Origin of the sequence: Streptomyces sp. NPDC102278, assembly GCF_044766345.1 — a bacterium.
Classification (GTDB): domain Bacteria; phylum Actinomycetota; class Actinomycetes; order Streptomycetales; family Streptomycetaceae; genus Streptomyces.
Window position 1 is genome coordinate 27,750 of record NZ_JBIWLV010000025.1, and the last position, 17,083, is coordinate 44,832.

Here is a 17,083-nt window from a genome sequence, read left to right on the forward strand (position 1 = left end):
GAGATGCCCACCCCGACCGACATCGACGACAGCCTCACTCGCGCCGACGAGCAGCACTTCACCCGCTCCGTCCCCAAGTCCCCGCAGGCCCGGATGAGGTTCCTGGTCAAAGCCGCCAAGTCCACGAAAGCCGCCGCGGTGCTCCTCGGCGTCTCCCCCCGAACCGTCGAGCGCTACGTCAAGGGACAGATCAAAACCCCGCGCCCCGAACTGGCCTCCCGGCTCGAAGCGGAGGTACGCAAGCGCTGGCAGCCCCTGGTCCGCAGGCGCGCCCGGAACAAGGCGGCCCGCACCACCGGCCTGGTCATCGAGACCCGCGCCCGCTTCGGCTTCACCGCGGCCCCGGGCACCACCGACGACGGCCGCATGCGCCGCATCACCCAGCACCTGCCCCCGGAGTACGCCTCCCGGCTCTTCGCGGCCCAGGACGCCGGCGCCTCCGAGGCCCAGCTCCGCGCCATCGCCGCGGAAGGCCTCCAGGAGGTCTACTTCAAGGACAACGGCGCCCGCGCCACGAGCCTCCTGGTCGAGTTCACCGACATCGACTACGTCGATTTCGCCTTCTAGACGATCTACTCCGCAGGGTCCCAAGGGACTGAAGGGACTGAAATTCGCCATTGCCCTCAGCGTGTTTCAGCCACCGGGCGTCCGGGGTGAGACAAGGCCGGGCCCCGAAAAGCCTCAGGTCAGGGCGGTGCGCGCCAGCGGGCGGGGCTTGGCGCGGCTTGCATCACGCCAAAGGAGACGGACCGGAGGGACCGAAGTCAGGCAACGGTGGGCGCGGACAGCCCCCGCTGTGAGCGTTCGGTCTTCCGTCCCACCTGCCTGGGCTCGATCGTGCGCGGATCGACGGCCTCGCCCGGAGCGCCTTCCCGGTACAGACCCTCGGGCTCGGCGTCCCGGTCGTGCGGCAGGAGGTAGAACACACGCCGCTTCTGCAGGCCGCTGTCGGGGTCGGCTTCCGCCGTCTCGCCGAGTTCGGTGAAACCGATCATGCGGCCGTCGCGGTGGTAGCGCGGCTTGCCCCGGCGGCGGGGAGTCTTGTCCAGGGCCTGTCGGACGTAGTCGAGCTCTTCAGGGTCCTCCAGCCACACCACTTTGACCTCGTGGGCGAGATCGCTGGCTGTCAGTAGCGAGCTCATGGCCTGAGTCCTTCCTCGTTCACGTCGGCCCTCCGGGCCCCTGGTCTCTCCGCGCCGCTCGCGGCGCCGATGCCGATATGCGACAGGACCGCGAGGGTCTCCGTCGGTGGGTGGGTGTGTTCATCGTCCTTGTCCATCGTAGGGGTGCCCGTCCCGAGGCGGCGGCACACGTCGGCCAGTCACGTCGTGCTTGCCCTGATCGCGTCACGCGGAACCTGCTCCTCGTCGGCCAGGAGGGCGAGCCCCGGGTAGAACTTCTGGCCGTTCGAACGGAGCATTTCGTTGGGCGAGGCGACGCCCGCCTCGGCTCGGATACGTGTGGCGAACGCTCGCGTGGTGGCGGGGCGCAGGCCCTCCCCATCAAGACACCAGGCACTGTAGGCGCGGTAGAGGGCTCCCTGCTCGACCTTCAGGTCACGGGGTTCGGCGAGGTGCGCGCCGGTGGTGCAGCATTCCGCGAGGAACCGCCCGATGTGGTCCTCGGTCGTGGCGTAGGCCTGCGTGGCGGCGCGCACGACGTTGGGGCCGGTCAGGGGCGGTTTGCCGGCGAGGTAGGCCTTGGCGCCCTGGATCATCCAGTGGAGGATCCCCGGCCCCTCCTCCTGCACGAGCGCCTCCGCGAGGTTGTCGATCTTCCGATGGTCGGGCACGACCTTCTCGAAGGGGATCAGCCGGATCCGGCGCCAGAACGCGTGGCCTCCGGTACCCACCTCCGGGCGGTGGTTGCCCAGGAGCCACAGCTTGTGGGTCGGTTCGAAGCTGAAGAAGTCCTGCCGCATGCGGCGGGCCTTGAGGCGATCGCCACCGGTGAGGAGTTTGACACGCGCCTCGTCGAACTTGTCATGGGGCTTGAGTTCGCTGCACACGAACAGGCGTCGTCCGTGGAGTTCGGTCAGCTCGGTGGAGTGCTCGTTGAACTTGCCGCGTTCCATGAGGAAGCCGGGCGGCGCCACGTCCGCGTAGTCGCCGAGGATCTTGATGACGACGTCGAGGAGGGCCGACTTGCCGTTCGCGCCGACTCCGTAGAGGAAGGGCAGCACCTGCCCGCCGACGTCACCGGTGATGGAGTAGCCGAGCAGGAGATGAAGAAAGTGGATCATCTCCTTGCCCTTGTCGTCGTCGCCGAAGGTCTGCTTGAGGAAGGTGTGGAACCTCGGCGTGGGCATGGCCTCGGGCGCCAGATGCGTGGCGCGGGAGTGCAGGTCCCGGGTCGGGTTGGGCTTGTGCAGGTCGCCGGTACGAAGGTCCACGACCCCGGCCGGCGTGCACAGCGCGTACTTGTCGCCGTCCAGGGTGTCCGGGTCCAGGGCCAGTTCGGGCGAGGCCTTGGCCTGCGTGAGCATGGCCTTCACACCAGAGGTCGACATGGTGCGCTTGCGGTGCTGGGCCAGTTCCCGATCGGTGAAGACGCCCCGGGGGTCGTGGGCGGGCAGGTCCTCCGCCATGTCCCCGGCGGCCCAGATCGCGGCCTTCTCGCCGCCGGTGCGCTTCCACCGGTACTCGTCCCAGACGTACCAGCCCAGGCCTTCGACGTGCCGGAACCGGTTGTGGTGGAGGTAGGCGAAGAGTTTGGCGTTGCCCCGGTCGGTCAGGTTGTGCAGGAGGCCCGCCTGGATGAAGTCGGCGCCCGCGCCGGGAGCTCCGCTCTGCTGAGCGGGCAGCCGCCGGCCCGGGGTGGCGGTGTCCGTGGTGAACGCGGCGAGCTGTTCCGCCGCTGCCTGGGCGTTGAACCCCGTGCTTCCAGCGCTGCTCATGGGCGTCCCTTGGGGTGGATCGGTCGATCGCTTCCGGCGCGCAGCCCTGTTTCGACGATGAGTGCGATGCGGCGTGACTGGTGGGGTCTGGCGTGCTCCGCGGCTTCCAGAAGCGACTGTCGGGCCTCCGCCTCGCTGAAGTGCCCGGCCGCCGCCAAGCCTCCGGCGGTGAAGGCGGCCCGGTTGAGTTTCTCGCTGAACGCGGTTCCCTCGCGGCTCGCTGCGCAGGAACGGACCTCGTCAAGGAGGGCTCCCAGCACGCGCTGTCCGTCCTGTCGTCGGCTGCGGGGGGCCGGGGAGGCCTGCGCTCGCGCACGGGGCTTCGCCGGAGCGGGCGGGGTCTCGATGCGGTGGCCGGTCCGGACGAGTTCGGCGGTGAGCCACAGGGGCAGGGCCGCAGGCACGCGGGCCCCGGACAGCGGCTCGTACACGCCCGCGGTCGTGCGCGTCGACGGGGCGACGATGTAACCGCCGACGGCGCGGACGTCGACCTGCCAGGCGAGCGCCACCTTCGCACTCGACCCACTGGAGCAGCGGAAGCGGGGCTCGCCCTGGGGTGCCCGGTACCAGATGTGCATGCCTCCCGACGGCGTACGGACACGCAACGTCGAGGGGTCCTCGCAGGGGTTGGGCGCGGACCTGTACGCGGCCAGGAGCGCGAGCGTGTCGTATCCGCTGCCCAGCCCGGTCAGGTCCACCCGCTCGTCGATGGGAATGCCCGGCAGCAGCGACCGGCGGTCCGGCACCGGCGCCCCGTGGGCGTCGACGTCGACGACGACGAGCCCCGCGGGTCCGCAGGAGACCCCGATGCCGGGTTCCGGGTTCCTCCCCCACCACCGGCGCACCGTGTCGGGGTCCGTGGTCGCCGCGTGGAAACCGTGGCACCAACCTCCCCGGGGGTGGCAGGGGCACTCCTGGGGCGCGTGCCGGCCGGTCGGGCAGTCGGGGCAGTTCGGTACGGGTGTCTTGGTCCCCGGGGCCAGGGGGTGCACCGGGTAGCCCCGCAGGGCCATCCAGAGCGCCACGTCCAGTGCTGTCCCGCCGCGCACGTCTTGTGGCGGGTTCTCGGAATGGACGGGCACTGGCTCTTCCTTGACGCGGTGTGAGGAACGGTTGTTGCCGTCCCGGTGCTGCTCCCTGGAGTGCGCTCTCACCTGCAGTTCAGGGACCAGAGGGACTGAAGATTCACTATCGCGGAGGTTACCCCAGAGTCCGTGGAGACTCAGGTTGATTTTGCCGCTGTATTGAGACTTCAGTCCCTTCAGTCCCTCAGTACCTGGAGTTTTAGGCAGGTTCGTCCGGAAAAAATCCTGCCCTGGAGCCGAACGACTTCCGGGCGTGTCGCAGCTGTTCACCCGGGGTGTGCGCTCACGGCTCGTCCCGTCCTCCAGTCGGACTCAGGTCGACCTCCTGCCATCAGCCCCTGCCGGTCGGGCCGGCCCTCGATACGCAGCGGAACGGCTTGCCGTGGGGGTCAGGTGCGGGTCAGGTACTGAAGCGCCTGGACTCCGGTTCAGTCCCTACCTGTTCAGTCCCTGGGAAAAACCGCAGCTCAGAGAGGTTGAGATCTGCTCAAAGGGACTGAAGGGACTCAAAGTTGGTACTTCCACTTCTCATGCGTGTGGGTGTATGCGCAGGTGCAAGCAAGAGGTTCCTGTATTCCTGGGTGGCTCATAACTGGGAAATTGAGTCCCTCCAGTCCCTGAACGACGAGGGGAGGGCCGCTGACCAGCAGGTTTATGCAGTGACTGAAGGGACAGGGACCGAAGGGGTTCCACCCGCGTTCAGTACCTGTTCCGGGGGGAGCGGGTACCGAGGGAGGGGGTCCTCCAGGCTTCCCCCCGCACCCACTCCCGCGTCCGCCCCGGGGGCCCACCCTTCGACCCTTGACCCCAAGAGGGACTCCAGGGCCCTGGAGAGCCCCTGTGCGGGCCTGCGTCCGGTCGACCCGCACTCCGGGCCGTCAGGGGGGCTCCGGCGGCCGTAGCGGCCCTGTGAGCCCCTCGACGCGGTTCCTGGACGGTTCCTGACCGGCGCTCACCGAGGGGATGGCTCCGGTGGCGCCTGTCGCCCGAGGGCTTGAACGCACCGCGCCTCCTCGCACCGCACCCGGGGCGCCATCCGGCGAAGACCCGGCCCGCCGGATGCCGCCGGCCAAGGGCCCGTTCGGGCACTCCGGTCGCTGCCTGAGCGGCCCGCGTCTTCCGAAGGGCCTGCCCGGTTGGGTCCCTCCACTTCCTCCGCACGTTCAGTCCCTTCCCGACACGACCCGCATAGACGCAGGTCACGGCGTTGCCCAGGGGGTAGATCCAGGGTCCGAAGGGACTGAAGGGACTGGAATATCAAATTCCGTTCATCCGTTCGCTTCGGGCGACTCCGGGGTGGCCGGCAGGGCGATTCACCGGGGGCCGTACCGGAAGCGACCCTGACGAAGTTCAGTCGCTGGCTTCAGTCGCTCCAGGAAAGTGCAGGTCAGAGCCCCTCCAAGCACTCGGACAGCGACTGAAGCGACTCAACTTCCGGTATATGAGGACATTCGTGTGTGCACGTGTGCGTCATATATAGGGGGCTTCAGTCGCTTCAGTCGCTGTTGGTGCTGCTGCAAGTCTGTGACCTGGACCTTTTCTGAGAGCGACTCAAGCGACTGAAGACGTTGAGTCGCTCCGTCCCTCTCTTCGGTCGCTGCCGGGCAGGCCCGTGACCGCGCAGCGACACGCCGAGTCAGCTAGCCGCGACACGCTGCGCCCGCTTGCCCGTCAACTTCGCTAGGCTGTGTTCGTTGTTGAGTCGCTTCAGTCGCTGTGAGAGGAAGTGCATGCCCGCTGAGCTGCGGTTTTCTCGCAGCGACTCAGGGCAGCCCACCCCTGAGCGCTCAGTCGCCGGCCTGAGACTGGCTCGGTGGTGTGCCAGCAACGGCTGGCCGGTCCACCCGTTGGCGCCCGGCCGTAAAACGCCCACAGCCAACTGCCACGACTGTGGTGAGCAAGGCCATACCCACACCAACTGCCCCTGCCTGCCGGCCGGTCGCTGGTGCCACGGCTTCCACGCGGCAACCCTGGACTACTCCCGCATCGAGCAGTGGTGGACCACCAACCCGTCGCTGGGTGTCGGCGTCGCCTGCGGCCCCGCGGACATCGTCGTCATCGACATCGACGCCCACGAGAGCGAACTCCCCCACCGGGACAGGCTCCTCCCCGGGATCCCCGTCGGTGACGCCGTCGACCTGCGGGGCCTGCGTACGGGCTTCCACTCGCTGGCCGTACTGGCCGCGCTGCGCGGCGAGAACTCCCCCGCGGACGACGAGTCGACGCTGCGCGTACGGACGCCCTCGGGCGGCATGCACGTCTGGTACCGGGCGACCGACGGACGTCGGTGGCAGTGCTCCACCGGGTCCGGCAAGAGGGCCCTCGCCTGGCAGGTCGACATCCGGGCCCACGGCGGGTACATCATCGCGCCCGGCACCAGCACGTCCGCCGGGACCTACAAGCCGCTGGGACAGGTACGACAGCCCGCCCCGCTGCCCGCGTGGCTCGCCCAGGAACTCCAGCGCACCGGACACCTGCCCGCCGCTCACATCCCGGCCCCCCGCCCCGTCCCCCCACGGGCCCGCCAGGCCGTGCTCGCGGCCGGCGGGGGCCAGGACAAGACCTCACGCCTGCTGACGGCCCTGCTCGCCGACGTCGTGTCCTGTGCGCAGTTCGCCGAGGGGGCCGGCTTCACGGAGAAGCTGAACAGGGCCGCCTACACCCTGGGAGGGCTCGTCGCGGCCGGCCATCTCAGTGACTCCGACGCGCAGGAGGCTCTGCGGGAAGCCGCCGGGGCGGCCCGTCCCGGGCAAGAGCAGCGCTCCGGCCAGATCATCCGCAGCGGCATGGCCGCCGGCGCCCAGCGCCCCCTGCACCTTGGAGGCCGCCGGTGAGCCCCGCACCCGAGACCCACGGCTTCCTCTTCGATTTCGACCCCGAGGCCGTCGCCGCACAGATCCTCGCCCAGACTCCCCCGCCTCCCCTGCCCGCACAGGGCGGCGAGCAGGCGCACCTGGATCACGCGACCTCCGCCGGGCTCCTCCCCGACACCCTGAGCGACCGGGGCAACGCCAAACTCTTCGTACGGCTGTACGCGGGGGACTACCGCCACGTCCCCGGCCTGGGCTGGTACCGCTGGGACACCACCCGCTGGCAGGTCGACGAGGACGACACCGTCGTCTGGGCGGCGGGAGACCTCGCCGAGGCCATCGCCACGACCGACCCCCGCGGAATCCACAGCAACCAGTCCCTGCAGAAGCACCGCCGCCGCGCTCTGAGCACCTCCGGCGTGAACGCCATGCTCACCCAGGCGAAGTCCGCCCCCGGCATGGTCCTTCGGGCCGAACTCCTCGATGCCGATCCCTACGCGCTGTGCACCCCCGCAGGCATCGTCGACCTCCACACCGGGCTCCTGCGCGCACCCCAGCCCGACAAGGACTTCCACTCCCGCTCGACGTCCACCGGACCCAAGCAGCAGCCCACCCCCCGCTGGGAACGGTTCCTCACCGACACCTTCGGAGCGGACACCGAGGGCCGGGAGATGATCGACTTCCTCCACCTCATGCTGGGCTACTCCATCACCGGCGACGTCGGCGCCCAGGTCATGCCCTTCCTCTTCGGTGCGGGCAAGAACGGCAAGTCCGTCCTCCTCGACGTCCTCATGAAGCTTCTGGGCGACTACGCGGACGCGGCACCGCCCGGATTCCTGATGGCCCGCGCCTTCGACGGCCACCCCACCGAACTCGCCGAGCTCCACGGCCGACGAGTCATCGTCTGCTCCGAGGTCAAGCCCGGAGACAAGTTCGACGAGGCCCGGGTCAAGCTCCTCACCGGCGGCGACCGGATCAAGGCGCGCCGGATGCGTCAGGACTTCTTCTCCTTCGCGCCCACGCACAAACTCTGGCTCATCGGCAACCACCGACCCGAGGTCGGTACCGGCGGCTTCGCGTTCTGGCGCCGCATGCGCCTGGTCCCCTTCGAGAAGGTCGTCTCCGACGACCGGAAGATCGACAACCTCGCCGACATCCTCGTCACCGAGGAGGGCCCCGGCATCCTCGCCTGGCTCATCGACGGCGCACGTCGGTACCTCGCCGGCGAAAAGGACCTCACCGGCCCAGCCCCCGTCCGCATCGCGACGACGGCGTACGCGGAAACCGAAGACCACACCGGCCGGTTCTTCGAGGAATGCTGCACTTTCCACGCCGACCACCGAGCCGAACAGGCTCGCCTCTACAGCGTCTACCGCACCTGGTGCCAGAATGAGGGCGCGCCGACCGTTTCCTCCCGCGCCTTCGCGGCGCGGGCCCGCGAACTCGTGGGCCTGGCCTCACCCAAAGAAATGATCTTGTCCAACTCGAAGAAGTACTACCCCGGCATCGGACTGCTCGCAGAGGAGGAGAACGCGTGAGCTCGCTCATCTCCGACGACGAGATCCAGCACGAAGTCGACCTGATCTGGCTCGAAGACGTCACGGAACTCGACTACGTCCGCCAGTCCCTCGACCGGCTCCCCACCCGCCGGGGCAAGCCCGCCTACCACCGCGACGGCCGCCTCGTCGGCTACGCCCAACTCGGTCCGCAGGCCAAGCCCTCCAGGTCCAGCGGCACGTTCCGCCGCCGTGTCTTCTGGCTCCTGCCGCACGACCGCGACACCGTTCCGGACGGTCTGTACGCCTCCGGAGCCCCGGCGGAAGCCGTGGACCCCACCACACTGGTGGCCGGGAGCAAGGGCCGTAAGACCGAACGCTCGGAGAGGCCGGCGCAGGCAGCGAACTAGCGTGTGCGCGTCTCCCGACGGACCGTCGGGAGACGCGCATGTCCGTTCCTGAGTCGCTTCAGTCGCTGCTTTTCGGCCCGCACTGCTCTGAGCTGCGGTGATGTGAAAGCGACTGAAGCGAGATCGAGCACAACGGCCCGTCGGCCGCGACAACGCCCTGCCGCCGACCCTGCTTCCGTGCTGCGTGAACGCGCCGATCGACCATCGGCCCGTCAACGACGTGAGCACCGGTGGAGGAACTAACGCTGGAATCAGGCAAAACGCGCCTAACGTACCGTCTGAAATCATTCAGACGGCAGTATGCTGCCGTCCATGTCATCTCCCCTCCCGGGGGGTGAGCGGGAGAAGCTCGTCTCCAAGCTGCCCGCCCACCTCCAGCAAGCACTCAAGGTCCGCGCGGCGCAGCTCCAGACCGACATGCAGGACGCCGTCACCAACGGCATCAACGCCTGGCGGAACTGCACCGACGAACTTCCCCACGTCAACACGGCGGGCGCCGACTCGTTCGGCACCTACCTCCCCGAAGGCCTCTACGAGGACTTCAAGGCCGACTGCCGCGAGCGTGGCGTCTCCTACATCCAGGGGCTGGCCCAGTCCGTGGTGCTCTGGCTCGCCGACAACCCCGATGAAGCGGCGGAAACCACCCGGCGCATCATCGTCTGCAACCAGAAGGGCGGAGTCGGCAAGACCGCTGTCTCCGCGGGTCTCGCCCAGGCCCTCGCGGAAGACCCGACCGCCGTCGGCGCCGCCGCCAACGCGGCGATCGGAGGCCTGCGGGTCCTCCTCGTCGACTACGACCCGCAAGGCCACCTCACCCACCAGCTCGGCCTCACCGCCATCCCGGCCGGCGAGGAAAGCCTCATCACCCACATGCTGCACCGTGACCAGGCCAAGCACGCGCTGCTCGACCTGACGGTCGCCATAGAGGGTGACCGGTTCGGCGACCGACTGCGGATCCTGCCCGCCGCGTTCGACGCGTTCCTCCTGGACTCGGGCCTCACCACGTTCCGGGGGCTGCGCCACGCCGCACTCGAGCGTGCCCTCGCCCCCCTCGAAGAGCACTTCGACGTCATCGTCCTGGACGCTCCGCCCAGCCTCGGCCTCGCCATGGACGCCGCCCTCACCTACGGTCGCCGGCGGGACGGTGAGAAGCCCGGCTCGTCCGGCCTCGTCGTTCCCGTCGAGGCCGAGGACACCTCCGCCCAGGCGTACGGGATGCTCATCCAGCAGATCGACTCCGTGTCGCAGGACTTCGACGTCGTCATCGAGCAGCTGGGTCTCGTCGTCAACAAGTTCGACAGCCGCCGCGGCTACATCGCGACCTCGTCGCTGGACAAGTGGAAGTCGCTCGGTACTCCCCCGGTCCTCGCCGTCGTCCCCGACGTCAAGGAGCAGCGTGAAGCCGTACGCAAGCAGCGTCCGCTCCTCGACTACGCGCCCGACTGCGAGCAGTCCCACCAGATGAGGAAGATCGCCCGAGGGGTGAAACTCCTGTGAGCAAGGCGGACATGCTGGGGGACTCCCCCACCTTCAACGCGGTCGCCCAGCCCATGAGCAGCCGCGCGGCCTCCTTCGCGCGGTTCTCCGGACAGGACCTCCCCCCGGCCGACGCCGCCCAGGCAGGTCAGGCCGGGACGCTCCGGGTCGCCCTGGACGCTCTCGCGCACAACCCCTACAACCCGCGTGAGGAACTCAGGGCCGTCGAAGACCTCGCGGACAGCCTCACGTCCCGAGGCGTCATCCAACCCCTCACCGTGGTGACCCGGCAGGCCTTCCTCGCCGCGCACCCCGGCCAGGAGGACGAGGTCGGAACGGCGGCGTACATCGTCGTGGACGGCAACCGGCGCCTCGCCGCCGCGAACCTCGCCGGCCTGGACGACGTACCCGTCCACCTCGACGACTCCCTGGCCGAGGACGCCGACACGCTCCTGGAAACCGCCCTCACAGCGGCCATCCAGCACGAGAGCCTCGACCCGCTCGACGAAGCCAAGGCGCTGGAGCGCCTCGTCCAAGTCCACGGGTCCCAGCGCGCCGTCGCCCGGGCCCTGGGCAAGTCCAGCCCGTGGGTCACCCAGCGCATCGCCCTGCTCAAGCTCACGCCCGAGCTTCAGAAGCAGGTCGAGGACCGCACCCTCCCGGTCGAGATCGCCCGCAACGTCGGCCAGTTGCCCGCGCAGCAGCAGCAACCGGCCGCGGAAGGGGCCCTCGCCAAGCGCGCCGCCGGCAAGGCGCGCAAGAAGAGCACCCCGGGTGCTAACGCCGTTAGCACCCCCGACCCGGCTGCCGGTGCCAACGGCGTTAGCACCCCCGGCCCGGCTTCCGCACCGGCTCTCGTTCCGGCTCTCGTTCCGGCTTCCGTACCGGCTTCCGTACCGGCGTCCGCTGTTGCCGGAAGCGGGGAGCCGGGGGAGCCGGGGGAGCAGCACGTCGTACAACCCGAGAGGCCGGAGCCCGCCGTGCTGCGGATCCCCTGGCACGACGGCAACGCGGTGGCCGATCTCGTCCTCGAGGAGATGGCCGAAGCGCAGCGTGCTGTGCTCCTCGAACGCCTTCTGGCCGCCCACGGCGAGAAATGACCGGTCGCCGGTTCTGCAGGCGCGTCGAGGCGGGGGTGCTAACGGCGTTAGCACCCCCGCCTCGACCCGTCATCGTCCGGTCGGGACAGGATGGTCGGCATCACAGACCATCCTCATCCTCATCGCCAGGCGACCGAACGCATCATCGGTCGTCCGCTGAACCAGACATGGCCGGCGGGCGCCTTGGAGCCAGGCAGCCGGGTCACCGTCGTTCGCGACCTGAATGGGGGCGAGCCCTGGCAGGTCGAATTCCCCGCAACGATCGATGCCATGGGCGCTGCCGAGCCCAATGAACATGCGCAGGCGCTCGGTGGCGAGTTGCTGTACTGGTGGCCTTCGACGAGCCCCAGTACGACAGCGAGGGAGACGGCCCTTACCGCAAGGCCCAGATCTGGGGCCGATACCTGAAGCCCTCGGTGGACGGCGGCCGAGAGCAACGGGCCCGGCTGCTCGGAACCGCTGACTGACCGGGTCCGCCGACAAGCCGGCCAGGGCCCCCGGCAGCCAAGCCCAAGCCCTCCCGTCTTCACGTGCCGCCGGGGGAGTGGTGCCAGTACAACCGCCGCCCTCGTCCACTCGGCGCGGCTTTCAGCGGTTCTGCGTCGACTGGGAGCGAGGGAAAACGGCTGTGTGGCCCGCTGAGGCCCTTTCAGGTGACGGGGGGTCGCCTCATACCGGCAGTATCGGGATCGGCGCTCTGAGAGGCCTTCCCGTGTGTCGCTTTTTCCCGATACGCGAAGAAATTTCCTGGGCGGCGGAACACGCCGACGCCCTCGGGAGCACGAGGGCGTCCGAGGGCGGGCGGTTCAGTTCTGTTCGCGGTACGGGGTCAGTTCTGCTTGGCCGTGCGGCGGCGCAGGACGACGAACCCGGCTCCGGCCGCGCCGAGGGCCAGGGTGCTCGCGCCGCCCGCGATCAGGGCGGAGTTCTCCTGCGCGATCTCGGCGTCGGCCGCGACACCACCCTTGGGCAGTACCGAGGTCTGCGCGACGTTGTGGGTGGAGAGCGTGGGAGTGGAGACCGCGGGGGCGGGCTTGGTCGCGACGGCCGGCTTGGCCGCGGGGGTGGGCTTGGCGGTGGCGGTCGGCTTCGCGGTGGGCTCGGCGGCGCAGCCCTTGAGGGGCTTGGGGAAGGAGACGCCCTCCCACGGGATCTGACCGCCTATGACGCGCATCTGGAACTGGGGCGTCTTGGGGTCGTCGCTGTCCTTGATGCGGGCGCCCCCGGCGAGACCGGTGCGGTTGGTGGTGGTGAGCGTGGTCAGCGTCCAGGCCGTCTTGGCGTCGATGAGCCGGGCGGCCGGTCCCGAGGTGCCGTTGGGGAGACGCAGGCTGACCCCTTCGAAGGGGGTGCCCGTGTTCCAGGTGACGGTGCAGCCCTCACGGGTCTCGGTGCCGCCTGCGTGGCGGCTGCCGATCGGCATGCCGCTCTCGGTGTGGAGGTCCAGGTAGTACCAGCCCTGGCCCTTCTTCCACAGGTCGCCCTTGGAGGCGTCGGCCAGGATGGGGTGTCCGACGAGTTCCCCCGTCGTTGTCTTGGTCGTTGCCTCGTCCTGCGCCGGCGTGGGTGCCTGGACCGGGGCGGCGGCGCCGTTGGGGGCATCGGCGGCCTGGGGGAGTCGGCGGCGAAGGCGGCGCCCGGGGCGAGGAACGCTCCTGCGAGGGCGGCGGTGGCAACTGCGGCGCGCAGGATGGTGCGGCGGCGGGAGCGGGTGTCCCCGACGCCCGCGTGGGGCGCCGACCGAAGTCCCTCGTCGAAATGATCCTTGCTCTCTGGTGACGGGCGGCTTCGCCGTGTAACTTCTGCTCCAGCTGTCGTGGTTCGCAGTATCTGCCCGCGCCCTGGCGTGGGTGTTCGGCTGTGCAGTGCCGGACCAGGGCGATCACCTCCGGGTCCGCGCGGTGCGGATCCGACATTGACTGGAAGGCATGAACATGGCCAGCGGAACCGTGAAGTGGTTCAACGCCGAAAAGGGCTTCGGCTTCATCGCGCAGGACGGCGGCGGACCGGACGTCTTCGCGCATTACTCCAACATCAACTCCACCGGCTACCGCGAGCTCCAGGAAGGCCAGGCCGTGACCTTCGACATCACGCAGGGCCAGAAGGGCCCGCAGGCGGAGAACATCACCACCGCCTGACCCGGCCGTCGACGGCTCCGCCCCGGAACACGAACTCCGGGGCGGAGCCGGACCGGGACCGGCCCGTTCTCGGCCTCAGGGCCCGGACGAGCATTTCCTGCCAGTAGGCGGCGGACTCGGCCGCTCCCGTGCCCTCTCGGGCCCAGTACGTCTCGTTGAGCCCGGCGGGGCCCGTGATGTTCTTCCAGATCCCGTCCGCACCCGCCCGGCCCGCCTCAGCGATCACCCGCCGGTTCTCCGCCTGCTCGGCCAGCCAGGTACCGCGCGCGTCGGCGGCCTGTTCGGCCACGGCGTGCCAGCGGCCTGCGCCTCGGCCTTGGCCTTCGCGACGTCGGCCGCGTTCTTCAATGCCGCCCCGGCGTCGGCCGCCTTCCGCAGCAACAGGGACAGCGCGTGGTGGCGGTGGGTCTCGCCGTCCGTGACCCGCAGTCGGTAGCCCTCCAGTCCGAGGGTCGCGCCGCCGGACCGGCCGTGCCCGAAGAACTCCGACACGTCCGCGTCGGTCGCCCCGGGCCGCACGGCCCACCGCGCCGGCACCCTGACCTCCACCCCGGGGTCCGTCGCGGCCAGGGACCGTACGAAGTCCCTTTGCCTGGACGTCACTTCCCGCTGATGGGCGGCGTCAGCGGCCCGGACATCACAGTCACGCTGCCGCGCCTGCTCGTAGCCGGTGCGGACGAACACCGCCCGGTCGGTCCGTGCCCCTGATCGCAGAAGAACCTGTTGCGCGTACGGGTGTCGCGCAGCCGCTCCTTTGCCAGGTCGAAGCCGCCGCCGGGGGCAGGCCAGGCCACGATCGCCTCGTCGCCCAGAGTGCTGCGCAGGGCGCTCCACGCCGAGGTGCGGAACTCTGCGGAGAGCCCCGACTTGGCGATGCGCAGGACCTCCTCGCGCGCGCCCTGGGCCGCCGGGGCCCGGACGGAGCCTCGACGGAGGAGGCCGCGACGGAGTCCCGGGGCGACGACGCCGGCCCCGTCCATCCTGCAGTCGTCCAGGGAGGTGGAGTTGTCGGGGGAGGCGTCCAGGCAGAGACGGCCGTCCGACGTCTCCAGCTGGACAGCGCGGTGAACGGGACTGCTCCCGCCGGACGGATTCCTCGACATCAGGCACCCGTGCTCCGCCGCCGCTCCGGCTCGCGCAGCGCGCGGCTCGCGCGGCTCCGGGCATGGCCGGCCGGCCTCCTGCGACCAATCCCGGTGTGCCGTACAACCATCGGCGGATCCTGCGAGTCTCGTGCCCTGTAAGAACATTTCCAGGGGGTTTTCGTGAAGTTGTCCCGCATCGCCGCAGCGGTCACCACCGCCGCTCTCGCTCCGGTCGTCCTCATCGCGTCGCCGGCGTTCGCCGCCGGCTCGGACACGCCGGCTGCCGGCAACCCGCCGGCCCCGACCGCGCCTGACCAGCCCGCGTCGGACCAGCCCGCGCCCGACCAGGCGGAGGAGGATCGCAAGACCATCCTCGCCATCATCGCCGACCCGATGGCCAGCGGACGCATGAAGGAAGCCGGTCACGAGGCCATCGCCGCCGGGCCGGCGGCCATGCGCAAGTTCATCGAGACGGACCAGCACGGGATCCGTCTCACCGACTATCGAATCCATGTCATCCGCCTCCTGAACGGCGCCGGCCCCGGCCTGCGGGAAGGCATCACGAAGCTCATCGCCGACCACCACACGACTCTGGCGCAGCTGCGCCACTTCTACGAGGTCACCCAGCACGAGCTGCGCGACGAGGACAACCAGGTCGACATCTCCCGGCTGATCGGCACCGGCGGGCCCGGTGTGAAGGAAGCGGGCAAGAAGGCGCTCAAGGGCACCCCCGCCGACCGCACGGCCTTCCTCAAGACGGGGCAGTACCTCGCGCAGGCCTCGGACGACCGGTTCGAGCTGGCCCGCATCGACGAGGCGTGGGACGGCCCCATCCTGAGCGAGGCGATCAGCGAGCTCCTCAGGGGCACCCCGACCCCGGCCCAGCTGCGCGAGTTCCTCGAAGTGACCCAGCACCAGCTGCGGGACCAGGACAACCGCGCCTCCATCGCCAAGATCATCGACGGTGGCGGCCCGGAACTGGTCAAGGCGGGCCGCGCCGCGCTGGCGGGCACCCCCGCCGACCGCGTCGCGTTCCTGACGACCGGCCGATACGAGGCCAGTGCCCGGGACAAGAAGGCGCAGGACCAGAACAAGGACCAGCCCGGCAAGGACCAGCCCGGCAAGGACCAGCCCGGCAAGGACCAGAACAAGCCCGACACCAAGCCCGGCACGGGCACCGGCACCGGTGCGAACGTCGGCAACACCGCCGCCACCCCTCACGGCGGCAGCGGCACACCCCTCGCCGCCACCGGCGCCGGTGACGCGGCGCTGATCGCGGGCGGCGCGGGCACCGCGCTCGTCGTCGGCGCGGGCTTCCTGCTCGCCGCGCGGATGCGCCGCTCAGGCTCCGCAGGCTGACCCGTACCGCACCACCCGGCGGGGGCCGGCCGCGCTCTGCCGCGGTCGGCCCCCGCTGCGTCGTCCCGGGCCCTCACGCCGTTCGCCGCCCCCGAAATCACCACCCGCCCATTTACCGCTCGCAATACACGGGGAGCGGCCGTAATGGCGGATGAAGGTGATGCTCACTCATTCAGTCGATGGGCAACCTGATCGCCGCCGTTTACCCTGTGAGCGGTTCAGCGAGGGGTCAAAGTCATCGCCAGGGGAGAGCACGCATGAATGACCGAAAGAATTCCGGCGAGTTGCCTCGGCGTCAATTCCTGGCGTTCTCCGGTGCCATGGGTGCGGCGACATTCCTGGCCGGTACGGGAGGCATCGGGGACGCGGTCGCGGCGGCCGCCCCGGTACACGGGGATACCCTGTCCGGCCGGTGTCCCACGCCCCCTCCCGGCGCCGGCCAGAGCCCCTGCCCTCCCGCACAGCTCCAGCCCGTCTGCGGCAGGCCCACCGACAACGACCCGCTGTGGAACGACGTCCAGTACTGCACGCGCGGAACGCTCCCGCCGCCGCCGCAGAACCCGCCCTCCTGCCTGAGGACGACCCCGGACTACGTCGTGCTGCACGGCAGGCCCGAGAACCAACACAACTACCTGCTGTCGCCCAGTTGTCGGATCACGGGTATCGAATGCCCCTCGCTCACGACATCCGGGGCGGAGAACTACTGGAACGACGCATGGGAGAACGCGAGGAGCGGGGGGAGCGTCCCCGTTCAATACCCCAATATCGGCTTGGGGATCAACTCGCAGAATGCCCGGCGCTTCAACCAGTTGCACCTTCACATGGCCGGCGTCCGGGCGAGCACGCAGAGGCGGCTGCAGGACCTCGAATCGATGGGCCGCATCGCCACCCAACCCGCCCAATGGGGTGCCCAGGCCCATCAGGTGCCCATCTCGGGCCCTCAGGGCACGGGGGATCGCACGTACCGGGCGCTCAGGCTGCCCAACCTCGGGCAGAACCTCTTCGCGCTGTTGTCCCGGTACCTCGTGGTGCCGTACGGGCTGAACATGGCGAACCAGACGCTGATCGTGGTGCCGAAGATGACAGCGGCCGGATTCGCCGGGACCTTCTACGTCCTCAGCAGCGACAATTCGCTCCACGACGGCACGAGCACCTGCGACTACCTGCTGGAGTACAGCTGAGTCCGTCCCGAGGAGGGACACCCCGACGGCGGCCACGGACCCCTCGG

17 protein-coding genes are annotated in these 17,083 nt (G+C 69.8%); 10 read left to right on the forward strand and 7 right to left on the reverse strand.

Going from position 1 to position 17,083, the window contains the following annotated elements:
- Window positions 1-3: 3 nt before the first annotated feature.
- Window positions 4-567, forward strand: coding sequence for a telomere-protecting terminal protein Tpg (gene tpg, locus ACIRO3_RS34090; protein ID WP_404143300.1), 564 nt, complete (start codon window positions 4-6; stop codon window positions 565-567).
- A gap of 197 nt (window positions 568-764) precedes the next feature.
- Here the strand turns inward: tpg and ACIRO3_RS34095 are convergent, their stop codons facing one another.
- From ACIRO3_RS34095 to ACIRO3_RS34105, 3 genes are all read right to left on the reverse strand, one after another.
- Window positions 765-1,142, reverse strand: coding sequence for a DUF6009 family protein (locus ACIRO3_RS34095; RefSeq protein WP_267801927.1), 378 nt, complete (start codon window positions 1,140-1,142; stop codon window positions 765-767).
- 179 nt (window positions 1,143-1,321) lie between these two features.
- Complete coding sequence (locus ACIRO3_RS34100; protein WP_361785135.1) at window positions 1,322-2,896, reverse strand: phage/plasmid primase, P4 family; 1,575 nt, start codon at window positions 2,894-2,896, stop codon at window positions 1,322-1,324.
- A complete protein-coding gene (locus tag ACIRO3_RS34105) occupies window positions 2,893-3,921 on the reverse strand; it encodes a bifunctional DNA primase/polymerase (RefSeq protein WP_404143357.1) in 1,029 nt (342 codons plus the stop codon). The genes ACIRO3_RS34100 and ACIRO3_RS34105 overlap by 4 nt, the downstream gene beginning before the upstream one ends.
- Before the next feature lie 1,790 nt (window positions 3,922-5,711).
- On the opposite strand from ACIRO3_RS34105, the gene ACIRO3_RS34110 reads away from it, so the two are divergent.
- From ACIRO3_RS34110 to ACIRO3_RS34135, 6 genes are all read left to right on the forward strand, one after another.
- Complete coding sequence (locus ACIRO3_RS34110; RefSeq protein ID WP_404143302.1) at window positions 5,712-6,815, forward strand: bifunctional DNA primase/polymerase; 1,104 nt, start codon at window positions 5,712-5,714, stop codon at window positions 6,813-6,815.
- Complete coding sequence (locus ACIRO3_RS34115) at window positions 6,812-8,329, forward strand: phage/plasmid primase, P4 family (RefSeq protein WP_361785138.1); 1,518 nt, start codon at window positions 6,812-6,814, stop codon at window positions 8,327-8,329. The genes ACIRO3_RS34110 and ACIRO3_RS34115 overlap by 4 nt, the downstream gene beginning before the upstream one ends.
- Window positions 8,326-8,697, forward strand: a complete 372-nt coding sequence (locus tag ACIRO3_RS34120) for a DUF6009 family protein (RefSeq protein ID WP_404143304.1) — start codon at window positions 8,326-8,328, stop codon at window positions 8,695-8,697. Before ACIRO3_RS34115 ends, ACIRO3_RS34120 begins: the two co-directional genes overlap by 4 nt.
- A gap of 312 nt (window positions 8,698-9,009) precedes the next feature.
- Window positions 9,010-10,194, forward strand: a complete 1,185-nt coding sequence (locus ACIRO3_RS34125; protein WP_404143306.1) for a ParA family protein — start codon at window positions 9,010-9,012, stop codon at window positions 10,192-10,194.
- On the forward strand, window positions 10,191-11,273 hold the full coding sequence (locus ACIRO3_RS34130; RefSeq protein WP_404143308.1) for a ParB/RepB/Spo0J family partition protein: 1,083 nt from the start codon (window positions 10,191-10,193) through the stop codon (window positions 11,271-11,273). Before ACIRO3_RS34125 ends, ACIRO3_RS34130 begins: the two co-directional genes overlap by 4 nt.
- Window positions 11,274-11,602: 329 nt before the next feature.
- Entirely contained in the window at window positions 11,603-11,740 is a 138-nt protein-coding gene (locus ACIRO3_RS34135) for a hypothetical protein (RefSeq protein WP_404143310.1), read from the forward strand.
- A 362-nt stretch (window positions 11,741-12,102) separates the two neighbouring features.
- On the opposite strand, the gene ACIRO3_RS34140 is transcribed toward ACIRO3_RS34135, so the two are convergent.
- Window positions 12,103-12,696, reverse strand: coding sequence for a hypothetical protein (locus ACIRO3_RS34140; protein WP_404143312.1), 594 nt, complete (start codon window positions 12,694-12,696; stop codon window positions 12,103-12,105).
- A 511-nt stretch (window positions 12,697-13,207) separates the two neighbouring features.
- On the opposite strand from ACIRO3_RS34140, the gene ACIRO3_RS34145 reads away from it, so the two are divergent.
- Window positions 13,208-13,411 (forward strand): cold-shock protein, encoded by a 204-nt coding sequence (locus tag ACIRO3_RS34145; protein ID WP_267801583.1) that lies wholly within the window; start codon window positions 13,208-13,210, stop codon window positions 13,409-13,411.
- Here ACIRO3_RS34145 and ACIRO3_RS34150 read toward each other — a convergent pair.
- Genes ACIRO3_RS34150 through ACIRO3_RS34160 form a run of 3 tightly spaced genes read right to left on the reverse strand, consistent with a single transcriptional unit; the run spans window position 13,398 to window position 14,514 of the window.
- Entirely contained in the window at window positions 13,398-13,637 is a 240-nt protein-coding gene (locus ACIRO3_RS34150) for a hypothetical protein (RefSeq protein ID WP_404143314.1), read from the reverse strand. The genes ACIRO3_RS34145 and ACIRO3_RS34150 overlap by 14 nt on opposite strands.
- Window positions 13,634-14,014 (reverse strand): hypothetical protein, encoded by a 381-nt coding sequence (locus ACIRO3_RS34155; RefSeq protein ID WP_404143316.1) that lies wholly within the window; start codon window positions 14,012-14,014, stop codon window positions 13,634-13,636. The genes ACIRO3_RS34150 and ACIRO3_RS34155 overlap by 4 nt, the downstream gene beginning before the upstream one ends.
- Window positions 14,011-14,514, reverse strand: coding sequence for a hypothetical protein (locus ACIRO3_RS34160; RefSeq protein ID WP_404143318.1), 504 nt, complete (start codon window positions 14,512-14,514; stop codon window positions 14,011-14,013). Before ACIRO3_RS34160 ends, ACIRO3_RS34155 begins: the two co-directional genes overlap by 4 nt.
- 162 nt (window positions 14,515-14,676) lie before the next feature.
- Here ACIRO3_RS34160 and ACIRO3_RS34165 point away from each other — a divergent pair, with 162 nt between their 5' ends.
- Both ACIRO3_RS34165 and ACIRO3_RS34170 read left to right on the forward strand, forming a co-directional pair.
- Window positions 14,677-15,855 (forward strand): ALF repeat-containing protein, encoded by a 1,179-nt coding sequence (locus tag ACIRO3_RS34165; RefSeq protein WP_404143320.1) that lies wholly within the window; start codon window positions 14,677-14,679, stop codon window positions 15,853-15,855.
- 257 nt (window positions 15,856-16,112) lie between these two features.
- A complete protein-coding gene (locus ACIRO3_RS34170) occupies window positions 16,113-17,036 on the forward strand; it encodes a CDP-diacylglycerol diphosphatase (protein WP_404143322.1) in 924 nt (307 codons plus the stop codon).
- The last annotated feature ends 47 nt before the right edge of the window (window positions 17,037-17,083 follow it).